Annotated in this window: 7 protein-coding genes; 5 read left to right on the top strand and 2 right to left on the bottom strand. The window is 71.3% G+C overall.

Going from position 1 to position 12,190, the window contains the following annotated elements; genetic code table 11:
- Positions 1–184: 184 nt before the first annotated feature.
- Together ACYU96_RS06060 and ACYU96_RS06055 are read left to right on the top strand one after the other, a co-directional pair.
- Positions 185–3,964, top strand: a complete 3,780-nt coding sequence (locus ACYU96_RS06060; protein WP_460750271.1) for a carbohydrate-binding protein — start codon at positions 185–187, stop codon at positions 3,962–3,964.
- 152 nt (positions 3,965–4,116) lie between these two features.
- Positions 4,117–5,322, top strand: coding sequence for a hypothetical protein (locus tag ACYU96_RS06055; protein WP_460750268.1), 1,206 nt, complete (start codon positions 4,117–4,119; stop codon positions 5,320–5,322).
- A gap of 224 nt (positions 5,323–5,546) precedes the next feature.
- Here the strand turns inward: ACYU96_RS06055 and ACYU96_RS06050 are convergent, their stop codons facing one another.
- On the bottom strand, positions 5,547–6,683 hold the full coding sequence (locus tag ACYU96_RS06050; RefSeq protein ID WP_460750265.1) for a Gfo/Idh/MocA family protein: 1,137 nt from the start codon (positions 6,681–6,683) through the stop codon (positions 5,547–5,549).
- On the bottom strand, positions 6,680–8,698 hold the full coding sequence (locus ACYU96_RS06045; protein WP_460750262.1) for a DUF6807 family protein: 2,019 nt from the start codon (positions 8,696–8,698) through the stop codon (positions 6,680–6,682). Before ACYU96_RS06045 ends, ACYU96_RS06050 begins: the two co-directional genes overlap by 4 nt.
- Before the next feature lie 148 nt (positions 8,699–8,846).
- Here ACYU96_RS06045 and ACYU96_RS06040 point away from each other — a divergent pair, with 148 nt between their 5' ends.
- The 3 genes from ACYU96_RS06040 (at position 8,847) to ACYU96_RS06030 (ending at position 12,105) form a co-directional block, all read left to right on the top strand.
- Positions 8,847–9,773, top strand: a complete 927-nt coding sequence (locus tag ACYU96_RS06040; RefSeq protein ID WP_460750260.1) for a carbohydrate ABC transporter permease — start codon at positions 8,847–8,849, stop codon at positions 9,771–9,773.
- A complete protein-coding gene (locus ACYU96_RS06035; RefSeq protein WP_460750258.1) occupies positions 9,766–10,692 on the top strand; it encodes a carbohydrate ABC transporter permease in 927 nt (308 codons plus the stop codon). Before ACYU96_RS06040 ends, ACYU96_RS06035 begins: the two co-directional genes overlap by 8 nt.
- An 87-nt stretch (positions 10,693–10,779) precedes the next feature.
- Positions 10,780–12,105, top strand: coding sequence for an ABC transporter substrate-binding protein (locus tag ACYU96_RS06030; RefSeq protein WP_460750255.1), 1,326 nt, complete (start codon positions 10,780–10,782; stop codon positions 12,103–12,105).
- Positions 12,106–12,190: the final 85 nt, after the last annotated feature.

Genomic DNA, 12,190 nt, shown 5'->3' with positions numbered 1-12,190 from the left:
CGGGCGTCGACGTGGGCCGACCGGGAGGTCCGCCGGCGCTCCGTGCCGGGACCAGGGGAAGAGAGGCTTGCGCATCCGAGGGGTTTCGTGCCACCGTACGGGAAACCGGTTTCCCGATGGGCGTCGCTACGTGTGCGGCGGCAGGTGGCGGGGGCCGTACGCCGCGCATCTCAACGAGGAGATCATGTCCCGAACACGCGTAGGACCTCGCAGGTCACTCACCGCCGTCGCCGCCTCGGCACTCGTCCTCGCCGGCCTTGCCGCGCCCGCGGCGGCGGACCCCGCCACCGCGTTCGTCGCCGACGACGTCGCCCCCGGCAGAATCACCACCAGCGACGTCGTGGCGGGCGCCTTCACGATCATGGCGTCCGAGGCCAAGGCCGTCACCGTGGACGCCTCGGACCGCACGTCCGACGGCGGCGACGTGTACTCGCAGCGCCTCAAGCTCAACGGCTCGGGCACCGCCGACGAGCGCGCGCTGCGGTTCGAAGCCACGGCCGGGACCGAGGTCACGGTGCACGCCCGCAGCGGCAGCGGCACCGCGGACCGCGCGCTCGCCCTCTACGACGGGGCCTGGACGGAGGTCGCCCGCGTCGTCGCAGCCGCCGACGACGACAGCGCCCCCGTCGCCACCGAGACCCTGGCCGTCCCCGCCGACGGCACCTACTGGCTGGCCTCGCCCAGCTCGGGCGTCAACGTCTACGCGGTCGGACTCGACGTCGCGCCCGACACGGGCCGGACGTCCTGGACGCAGGTCGCGGCACCCGCGGTCGACACCGTCGGCGTCGACCCGGAGGACCCGTCGCACCTGGTGGTCGGCTACACCGGAACCGTCGGACCCGACGGCGGCGACCTCGCCCACGTGTACCTCCGCGACGCGGACGGAAGCATCGTGGACCGGGCCTTCACCGCGACCGCCGGCGCCACGGGCTCTCTCGCCGTCGAGCCGCCGTCCTCGGGCGCCTACACCGTGGAGGTGCTGCTCACGCGGGCTGACGAGGCCGAGCCGCTCGTCTCGGGGCGTACGGCGACGCCGGAGTACTCGCTACCGCTCGCCACCCCGGTGATCTCGGCGATCCTGACCACCGGCGTCTCGGGTGCGGAGGGTACGGTCGCCGTGGAGTGGGGCCTGGTCGCGGAGGCCGAGACCTACTCCGTCGGAGTCCGGCAGGGCGCCGAGGAGTTCGCGACCGTGGCGGACGGCGTCACCGGCACCACGGCCGACGTCGCCGGCCTGCGGGTCGGCGAGACCTACGAGGCGCGGGTCGTCGCACACCGCGGGGACGACGCAGCGGCGTCCGCCCCGTCCGGGTTCACGGTCGCCGACTCCGTCGAGCGGTGGCAGACCGCGCACGTCGGTGTCGGCTCCGGGGGCGAGGTCCTGGAGCACGAGGACGGCTCGATCACGTTCGACGCGCTCGCCAACTCCGGCAAGGCCGCCGACTCGGAGGACGGGTTCTGGTACCACTACACCGCGGTGGACCCCGAGACGGAGAACTTCACGCTCACCGCGACCTTCCACGTGGACGACGCGGCGTCGAAGGACAACCAGTCCGGGTTCGGCCTCGTCGCCGTGGACGACCTCGTCCCGAACGACCCGTCGGCGCGGTACATGAACTCCGCTGGGGCGGCGGTCGCCAAGTACGCGTCCGGCCTCGACGGCGAGGAGGGCGTGCGCTACGGCACGCCGGGCGCGAAGTTCGTGCACGGCTACACGGGACCGCCCACCCAGAGCTCCGCGGCTCGCGACATGACGGACTCGCGCACGTTCGACTGGAGCTACAAGGACGGCTACGAGGAGGGTGGCAACACCAACCCGCCGCGCTTCGAGGCGGGCGAGGACTACCGGCTCACGCTGCGCCGGTCGAACACCGGCTTCCACGCCATCTGGCTTCGCGACGGCGCGGACGGCGCGGACGACCGTGAGGTGATCCAGTACGACCCGGACATGCTGCTCACGCAGGACGGCGAAGCCCTCTACGTCGGGCTCTTCGCCGCACGCAAGATCAAGGTCACGGTGACCGACTGGTCCTTCGAGACGATCCACCCGGACGACGACGAACCCGCCCAGGATCCGCCGCCCGTGTACGTCACGCCGGAGCTGGACGCGGACGTCACGCGCACCACGCCGCACGACTCGATCGACGTTCCGCTCACCTCGAACGTGTACGGCGAGGCCGAGATCACCGACGCCGACGGCGCGGTCGTGGCCGACGGCCTCGACGTCGTCCCCGGCGAACGGACCCTCGTGCCGCTCGACCTGGCCCGCGGCACCAACGAGCTCACCGCCCGCCTGGTACCTGACGAGGAGCAGCCGCACCTCGGAGAGCGCGAGGTGCTGGAGTCCACCGACCCCGTCGAGCTCGGCCTGAGCTTCGACGTGCGGTCGTACGGCGCGCCCGGCCAGGCGATCCGGGTGGCGCCGGACGGCGACCCGGGAGGGGACGGCACCTCGGGCGCCCCGCTCGACCTGCACACCGCGGTCGCCTACGCGCAGCCCGGCCAGCAGGTCGTGCTCGCCGGCGGTACGTACCGCCCGCAGGAGGCCGTCGTCGTCGAGCGCGGGCGCGACGGCACCGCGGACGCCCCGATCACGCTCCTGTCGGAGCCCGGCTCCCGCGCGGTGCTGGACCTGTCGGAGTCCGACAGCGGCGGCATCTGGCTGCGTGGCGACCACTGGCACCTCTACGACCTGGAGATCACCCGGTCGCAGGGGTACAAGAAGCCACTGCACATCAGCGGGCACCACAACGTGATCGAGCGGATCGAGACCCACCACAACCAGGACTCGGGCCTCCAGATCTCGGGCTCGTCCGCCGAGCCGCCCGCGATGTGGCCGTCGCACAACCTCGTGCTGTCGTCCGAGTCGCACGACAACCGGGATCCGCAGGGCAACGACGCGGACGGGTTCGGCGTGAAGCTCACCGTCGGCGAGGGCAACGTGATCCGGAGCAGCATCGCCCACCACAACATCGACGACGGCTGGGACCTGTACGCCAAGTCCACGACCGGCCCGATCGGCGTCGTGACGGTGGAGGACTCGGTCGCCTACGCGAACGGCTGGCTCGAGGACGACGACGGCCTGACGGACCTCGGCGAGGGCAACGGCTTCAAGCTGGGCGGCGAGTCCGTCCCGGGCGCCCACGTCCTGCGGAACTCCGTCGCGTTCGGGAACCTGGCCAAGGGCGTCACGTCCAACTCGGGGCCGGACGTCCGGCTGGAGAACGTCACGAGCGTCGGCAACGGCCTGGCCTCGCCGGCCAGGAGCGGGATGAACGTGCAGCTCAAGACCTCCGCGAGCCGGACCGAGTACCGCGCGTCCGGTGTGCTGTCCTGGCGGGCGTCGCTGGCCGACGAGCTCGAGCTCCGGCAGGACGACACCTCGCTCCTGACCGACCCGACGAACTACTTCGACGGTGTCGCGGCGGGCGATCCCGGTGACCGTCCCGCCGAGGTCGCCGAGGACTGGTTCGTCGCCACGGACGCGGCGAGCCTGCGGCCGGAGATCGGCCCGGACGGCTCGGTCGCGATGCACGGCCTGTACGAGCTGACGGACGTCGCGCCGTCGGACTCCGGAGCGCGGCTCCGCGCCGAGCCGGACCCGACGGAGATCGGGCTCCTGCCCGAGGTGGTCCCGGTCGCGCCCTGGTACCCCACCGCCATCTACACGGCGGGTGACGTGGTCACGCACGGTGGCGTCGCCTACGAGGCGCGCTGGTGGACCCGCGGTGAGACCCCCGGTGACGGCTCACGCCGCCACCCGAGCCCGTGGGCGGCGACGGGGCCGGCCGGTATGCCGCCCGCCGAGGACTGCGCCGAGCCGTGGGACGCGGGCGTGGCCTACGGCCGCGGCGACGTCGTCTCGTACGACGGCGTGAACCACGTGGCCTACTGGTGGGCGCGCGGTCTCGAGCCGGGCGTGGACGTCCACGGTGCCTGGGGAGCGGTCGCACCGTGCCGGTGACCCGCGGCTGCGAAGCCACGCCGACGATGGTCACGGAACGAACCGTTTAGTGCCTTCCTCCCGGCTTCGGAAAGCGCAATCCTTGGATGGAACGATTCATTCCGGCCGCTGTCGGGGCGGTCGGCCGATCAACGACGATCACTGGAGGAACGATGTTCATCACGCGAGCGCGGGGCATCCGCACCGCACAGGACGCCGGGCCGCAGAGCCACCGGCGTCGTCCCGGGGCGCGTACCAGGGCCACGGTTCTCGGCGGCGGAGCGGCCGTCGCCATCGCCGCGGCGGTGGCGCTGGCCGCCCCCCTCGGCCTCATCCCGGGTACCACCCCGCCCGCCGCCGCGGCGGACTGCGGCTCCGGCAGCTCGATGGTCACCGGGTCGTCCGGCAGCTACACCACCACCAACAACGGCAGCACCGTCTACCAGGGCGGCGACTACCGCGCCGCGATCCAGGCGGGCATCGACAACCTGACGGCCGGCCGCACCTCGCAGGAGCACGTCGCCGTCCCCGCGAGCGGGTCGATCGGCGCGAGCACGATCTCGCTGCCCAGCCACACGTCGATCTCCGTCTGCGGCACGATGAACGTCGGCAACCGCTCCGGCCGGGGCGCGATCGAGGCGCTGAACGCCTCGGACGTGACCATCTGGGACCTCAACATGACGGGCAACCCGTACTTCGGGCTCCGGTTCTACGGCATGAACGGCCTGCACCTGGGGGACATCGACCTCGACCTCGACGGCGGTCTGGGCATCCGGTTCGAGCGCGACCACGCCGGCAGCCGGAACGTCGTGATCGACGACGTGTACGTGGAGGGCACCGGGAACCATGGCGTCGAGACATGGAACGTCGACGGCCTGGAGATCGGCACCGTCGTCGCGCGCCACGTGGCCGGCACCGGCCTGCTGCTCAACAACACGGTCAACGCGAACATCGGGACGGTGGACGGGGACGACGTCGCCACCGGGACCGGGTACGCCACGTTCCGCACCGCCAACCGGGCCGGGCGGATGAGCGACGGCTCCTACCCCACGAACATCGTGGTGGACCGGGTCGTCTCGCGCGGCGGCGGGCGCGGCGTCTTCTGCGTCTCGGAGTCGGGTGGCGTGCGGATCAACTCGCTCGACCTCGCCGGCAACGGCAACAACTCGGTCCTGCTCGAGAACTGCTACAACTACACGATCTCCGGTGGCACCGTGAACGGCGGGGGCGAGGTGCGTGTCGCAGCGCGCTCCGAGTTCGCCAACACGCGCGACGTCTCCGTGACGCTCCGGGTGGACAACACGAGCGTCCGCGAGTCGCCGTGCGGCGACAACGTCACGTGGAACATCTCGGGCAACGCCTCGGTGAACGTCTGCTGACGGCACCCGGATCGCTCTCCCGCACCACCCCCGGCTGCGGGCCCGCCCGGTCGGTCACCGAGTGGCCGACCGGGCGCGTGGCCGGCGCCTGACGGGCGTGGCCGGTGCCGACCGGGCCCGTGATCGGTCGCTCGGTGAGTGATCGGCAATTCAAACTGCCGATCACTCACCGACCGACCGATCACCCGCCGGCCACCGGCTCACCGGCCCGGTCCTGACCGGATTCACCGTGTCCAGGGCGCACCCAGCTCCGTGAAGGTCTTCTGGGTCGACGCCACGCGTTCGCACCACGCCTCGACGTCGGGGATCACCGGCCACCGGCCGCTGTCCTCGCCACGCCACTCGACGGCGTCCGAGCGGATCGGCCGCGGGGCCGGACCGGTCCGGACGGCCTCCAGCACCCGCATGAACGCACCGGTCTCGGCCACGTCGCAGAGCAGCGGACCGTCCGAGCGCCGGGCCGCGAGCAGGTTCTCCAGGAGACCTTCGCGCGCGTACTCCTTCTCGGCCGTGACCGAACCGGTGCGGAGCTGCACCCGGTCGAACTCGTACTCGAGCGTGATCGTGCCCGTCGTCCCGTACACGATCACCCGTGAGGGCGTCCGCTCGTCCGTGCAGAGCGTCAGGCCGAACCCGTAGCGGGTCCCGTCGGTGCCGACGACGCGCACCGACGACGTGTCGTCGCCCTCGATCGGGTTCGCGTGCCACAGGTCGGTGTCGACGTAGGCGACGTCGCCCGCGCGGCGTGCGCCACCGACCCGCAGCGCCGTCGCCACGGCGTGCGCGAGCGGGTTCGTCACGACGCCGTCCACCACGTCGTGGCCGTTCAGGTGGCGCCGGCCCGCCCAGGCCGACCGGTCCCAGTACGACGCCGTCCGCACCCAGGCGCCGACCGCCCCGATCCCCGTGACGTCGCCGATCTCCCCGCGTTCGACCAGGTTCGTCACGGCCGGCAGAGCGTGCGACCCGTACGTCTGGAACCCCACCTGACATCGCCGCCCGGTCCGCTCGGCCACGGCGACGAGCGCCTCGTGCTCGGCCAGCGACGCAGTCGTCGGCTTCTCCAGCAGCACGTCGATCCCGGCCTCCATCGCCGCCTGGGCGAGCGGCAGGTGCGTGTGGATCGGCGTGGACAGGACGACGACGTCGGGCAGGCCGTCCTGCGACAACAGGTCCCCGAGGCTCGCGAACCAGGTGGCCCGCGACTCTCCGAGCGTTCCCGCCTCGGGCTGACGCGGGTCGACGACGGCGGTCAGCCGCGCCTCGCCGCGCGCCTCCAGCTCGCCGACGCGCCGCACGTGCGACGCCCCGTGCCCGTGCACCCCGACGACGGCGATCCGCGGGACGCCTCCCTCGCTCATACGATCGCCGCCGCGACGGCGGCCGCCGCGGACGCGTCGAGCTCGGCGTCGAACAGCGCCGCGACGAGGCCGACCTGCACCGATCCTCCGTCGGGCACGAGAAGAGGGGCGTCCCAGGCGAGCGCCGGGCAGGCGCCCGGGTACTCGGCGGACCGCACGAACCAGGGCCGCACCGTGCCGGGCTGGGCGAGCACGAGCGTCGTCGGACGGTCGCCGTGCCGCTGCACGAACGCGATCCACGGCGAGCTGCTGCCGTGCGCCAGGGTCTCGCCCTCGCCGCCGACCGACAGCACGTGCGTCGCGTCCGCGATCGGTAGGCGCCAGAACAGGCCGCCGTACCCGGCGCCCGGACGGCCGTTGGTCGCGGGGGACCGGATCTCCAGCGGGCCGTCGGTGGCGTGCAGCACGGAGCGCCAGTCGAGCGTCCACCCGGCTGGCTGTCCAGGCCCGGTCGAGGGGTCGTCCAGGAGCCGGGCGGTCACGCGGCGGTCCTCGACGAGCTGTCGTCCGCCGTGCTCGTCGAGCCAGCTCACCGACTCGGCGAGCATGCGGTCCTCGGGGCGGACGTCGGCGGCGACCTGGCGGCCGTGGTTCTGCAGCAGCGTCGGCCCCACGTGCTCGATGAACGTCCGGCCGCCCCAGTGGCTCGTGCCGTTGACGTCCGCCACGGCCATCCCGACGCCGTAGTGGTGCCGGTGGTCCACGGGGCCGGAATCGGTCAGCGGCGTACCGCCGAGGGTGTGCACGGGGTGCAGGTAGGGCCGTGGGGCGTGGACGGGCGGGATGCGGCCGCCCGTCTCGCGCCGCGCGAGCGGCGTGCCGTCGGGTCCGTGGAGCACCACAGCGCCCTGGTCTTCTTCCCAGGTCAGCGCGCTGCCTGCCGGTGGCTGCGCCGCGTCGGTCGGGTTCGTCGCGGTGCGCGGGTGGCTCGTACCGGCGGGGACCGCCCGGTCGGTGGCGTGGACTCGTTCGGGCCCGACGGGAGCCGGACCGGTGCTCGCGCGTACCTCGAGGTCGGTCGTGAAACGGGCGGACCGGGCAGGCTGGGCGTCGTCGTCCATCACTGCGGCTAGCTCCTTCCAGGCGTGTCGGCCGAGCTCCGACTGCGGCACTGCGACCGTGGTGAGGGCCGGTGTCGAGTAGCGGGCCAGGTCGATGTCGTCGAATCCGGCCACCGAGATGTCGGCGGGCACGGCAACTCCGGCCTCGTTCAGCCCGGCGAGCAGACCGAAGGCGACCAGGTCGTTGTAGGCGACGGCCGCGGTCGCGCGGCCGGCGAGCACGGCCCCCGTCGCCGCGTGACCTGCGGCGATGTCGGGGCCGGCGGGGATCTCCTGCACGTCGAGGCCGGGGTGGCGCTCGAGGGCGCGCCGGATACCGGACCGGCGCAGCGAGCCGGACGCCGAGGCGCCGGGGCCGGCCAGGTACGCGAGCCGGTGGTGGCCGAGCCCGACCAGGTGCTCGATCACCTGCATGGCGGCGCCCTCGTAGTCGACGACGAGGCTCGGTGCGACAGCGTTGTCTGCGGCTCTGCCGTCCTGCCTGACGGGCGGCGGCGCCTGGCGGTTCAGGACGACGACGGGTTCGACCTCGGGCAGGAGCCGCGCGAGGTCGTCGTCGGGCATGCGCGGGGAGACCAGGACGAGCGCGTCGCAGCGCAGCCGCGCTTCCAGCGCGATCGCGGCCTCCTGGCTCTGGTCCTCCGCGGTGTCGGCGACGAGCACGCGGTAGCCGTCCTGGTCGGCAGCGGCCATGACGCCGTGCAGGATCTGTTGGAAGACGGGGTTGCCGACATCGGGCATGACGAGGGCCACGGTCCGGGTGCGGCCGAGGGCGAGGTTGCGGGCGGCGTTGCTGGGCCGGTAGCTCAGCGACTCCGCGACCTCGCGAACTCGCTCCGCGATGTCCGCGGCGACGGTGCTGCGACCGTTCATCACCCGCGACACCGTGGCACGGGAGACACCTGCTGCGGTGGCCACGTCACCGATCGTCACTGCTGGGCGCCTGATACTCACGTGGTGAAGGTACACCATGGGAAACCGGTTCCTCATATGATACGTTCTGCGACAGCAACCGGTTTCCCGGCTGTGTCGGTGTGTGCGGGCCCTCGTGCCGCGCTCATCCGCCGGGAAAGCACCAGGTCGACGATGACCGGAGGGCGGAATGTCCAGCGTGATCCAAGAGGTCGCGAGCACGCGGAAGGCCGCGGGCGAGCGACGCAAGGGCGACGGCCGTATGGCTGCGCTCTTCCTTGCCCCGTGGTTCGCGGGGCTGTTCCTGATTACCGCCGGCCCCATGGCCGCGTCCCTGTACCTGTCGTTCACGGACTACGACCTCCTGTCGGCCCCCAGCTGGATCGGGCTCGACAACTACGTGCGGATGTTCGAGGACCCGCGGCTCCTGAACTCGCTCCAGGTGACGTTCACGTACGTGTTCGTGTCCGTGCCGCTCCAGCTCGGCGCGGCCCTCGCGCTGGCGATCGTGCTCGACAAGGGCATGCGCGGCCTGGCGCTCTACCGTTCCGTGTACTACCTGCCGTCCCTGCTCGGCGGCAGCGTCGCGATCGCGATCCTGTGGCGGCAGATCTTCGGTGCGGACGGCCTGGTCAACCAGGTCCTGGCGCTCTTCGGGATCCAGGGTGAGGGCTGGGTGTCGCACCCGGACTACGCGCTGAACACCCTGATCGTGCTGAACGTCTGGACCTTCGGCGCCCCGATGGTCATCTTCCTCGCCGGGCTGCGCCAGATCCCCCGGATGTACTACGAGGCGGCGTCGATCGACGGCGCCGGGCCGCTCCGGCAGTTCTGGTCGATCACGATCCCGATGCTCACGCCGATCGTGTTCTTCAACCTCGTCCTGCAGCTGATCAACGCCTTCCAGAACTTCACGCAGGCGTTCGTGGTGAGCGGCGGGAACGGCGGCCCCGCCGACTCGACCCTGCTCTACACGCTCTACCTGTACCGGAAGGGCTTCGCGGACCTCGACATGGGGTACGCGTCGGCCATGGCCTGGTTCCTGCTCCTGATCATCGGCGGGATGACGGTGGTCAACTTCCTCGCCTCGAAGTATTGGGTTCACTACGATGACTGATCTCGCCACGCCCTCGAAGCTCACCTTCGCCGAACCGGCGTCGTCCCCGAAGCGCGGCGCGCCACGGGCCGGCGGCACGGCCCGCCGCGTCCGGTCGCTGCTCACGAGCGGGTTCAAGCACGTCGGCCTCATCGTCTTCGGGTTCGTGATGCTCTACCCGCTGCTGTGGATGCTGGTGAGCTCGATCAAGCCGAACGCGCTGATCTTCCGCGAGCCGGGGCTCATCCCCACGGACATCGACCTGGCGAACTACACCAACGGCTGGGACGCGCTGCTCCACCCGTTCAGCCACTACCTGGTCAACTCGGCGATCGTGGTGCTCGGCGCGGTGCTCGGCAACCTCGTGTCCTGCTCCCTGGCCGCGTACGCGTTCGCCCGCCTGAAGTTCCGCGGCCGCAACCTGTGGTTCGCGGTCATGCTGATGACGATCATGCTGCCGATCCACGTAATCATCGTGCCCCAGTACGTGATGTTCTCGAGGCTGGAGTGGATCAACACGTTCCTGCCGTTGATCGTGCCGAAGCTGCTGGCCACGGACGCGTTCTTCATCTTCCTCATGGTCCAGTTCTTCCGCGGGATCCCGCGCGAGCTGGACGAGGCGGCGCGGATCGACGGCGCCGGGCACCTGCGCATCTACTGGCAGATCATGATGCCGCTCGCCGTTCCCGCCCTGGCGACCACAGCGATCTTCACGTTCATCTGGACGTGGAACGACTTCTTCAGCCAGCTGATCTTCCTCACCAAACCAGAGATGTACACCGTGCCGATCGCGCTGCGGACCTTTGTCGACTCGACGGGCGAGAGCTCGTGGGGCGCGCTGTTCGCGATGTCGATCGTCTCCCTGATCCCGGTGTTCCTCGTGTTCCTCTTCGGCCAGAAGTACCTGGTCAAGGGGATCGCCACGACGGGCATCAAGTAGGCGGCCCGCGCCCGTCGGGCGCGGCCGCCGAGACCCCGGTCCCTCCGAGCGACAGAAACGACGACGTTCGTCACCAGAAGGAGAGAAATGCGTACCTCATTCGACCAGCGCGGCAGGCGCCGCGCCGCAGTGGCGGCCGGTGCCGCCGCCACCGCCCTGATCCTGTCCGCCTGCGGAGGCGGTGACTCCGGTGCCGCCGGCGGCGACGTCGAGGCCCAGGAGTGCCCGTGCGAGATCCGTTTCGCCTGGTGGGGCTCTGACGAACGGCATGCTGCCACGCAGGAGATCATCGACGCGTTCGAGGCGGAGAACCCGGACATCACCGTGGTCCCGGACTTCACCGACTGGGACGGCTACTGGAACAAGCTCTCCACCGCGGTGGCGGCGGGCGACACGCCGGACGTCATGACGCAGGAGGAGCGCTACGTCTCCGACTACGCCTCCCGCGACGTGATCGCCGACCTCGCCGAGCTCGACATCGACACGTCCGAGATCGACGAGGGGATCCTCGCGGGCGGTCGGATCGACGGCACCCAGTACGCGCTCCCGACCGGTGTCAACGCCTACGCGCTCGTCGCGAACACCGCCGTCTTCGAGGACGCCGGCGTGGACCTTCCGGACGACGAGTCGTGGACCTGGGAGGAGTACGTCGAGGTCGCGAACGAGGTGTCCGAGGGCGCCGGTGACGGCGTCTGGGGCGTGCAGGACTACGGCTTCAACGAGGCCGGCCTGAACATCCTCGCGCGGCAGAAGGGCGAGGCGCTCTGGACGCCCGAGGGCGAGCTCGGCGTCTCCGAGGAGACCGTCGCGGAGTTCTTCCAGACCTCGCTCGACCTGATGCAGGACGGCGGCCAGCCGGACGCCGCCCGCACCATCGAGTACCAGCACGCGGGCCCGGAGGGTTCGCTGGTCGGTACGAACGTCGGCGGCATGGCCTCGTTCTGGTCCAACCAGCTCGGCGCGCTCGCCGAGGCGTCGGGCGAGGACATCGAGCTGCTGCGGTACCCGGGCGAGACCGAGTACGAGCGGACCGGCATGTACTACAAGCCGGCCATGTTCTACTCCGTGTCCGCGACGACCGAGTACCCGGACGCCGCCGCCAAGCTGGTGGACTTCATGCTGAACTCCGAGGAGGCCGCGAAGATCAACCTGACCGACCGCGGTCTGCCCGCCAACACCGACGTGCGCGAGGTGATCACCGACGACCTGACCGACGCCGACCAGCAGGTGGCGGAGTTCATGGCCGACCTCGAGGACGAGATCGTGGACGCCTCGCCGGTGCCGCCGGAGGGCTCGGCGGAGATGCAGGACATCATGGAGCGTGTGAACACCGAGGTCGTCTTCGAGCGGGTCACCCCGCAAGAGGCGGCGCAGATGTTCATCGAAGAGGTCAACGCGGCGATCGGCGCCTGACCGATCCTGACGGGGCGCCCTGGTCGGTCGTCGGAGGACCGACCAGGCGCTCGATCGGTCCTTTCGTGAGTGATCGGCAGATCGA

It is taken from the genome of Myceligenerans cantabricum, assembly GCF_054777735.1.
Note: the sequence above shows the minus strand (reverse complement) of the source record. Positions and strands in the feature narration are given on the sequence as shown.

Excerpts from the sequence above, each read along its gene's own strand:
- ACYU96_RS06060 (WP_460750271.1), top strand. The coding sequence starts at position 185 with ATGTCCCGAACACGCGTAGGACCTCGCAGGTCACTCACCGCCGTCGCC.
- ACYU96_RS06055 (WP_460750268.1), top strand. The coding sequence starts at position 4,117 with ATGTTCATCACGCGAGCGCGGGGCATCCGCACCGCACAGGACGCCGGG.
- ACYU96_RS06050 (WP_460750265.1), bottom strand. The coding sequence starts at position 6,683 with ATGAGCGAGGGAGGCGTCCCGCGGATCGCCGTCGTCGGGGTGCACGGG.
- ACYU96_RS06040 (WP_460750260.1), top strand. The coding sequence starts at position 8,847 with ATGTCCAGCGTGATCCAAGAGGTCGCGAGCACGCGGAAGGCCGCGGGC.
- ACYU96_RS06035 (WP_460750258.1), top strand. The coding sequence starts at position 9,766 with ATGACTGATCTCGCCACGCCCTCGAAGCTCACCTTCGCCGAACCGGCG.
- ACYU96_RS06030 (WP_460750255.1), top strand. The coding sequence starts at position 10,780 with ATGCGTACCTCATTCGACCAGCGCGGCAGGCGCCGCGCCGCAGTGGCG.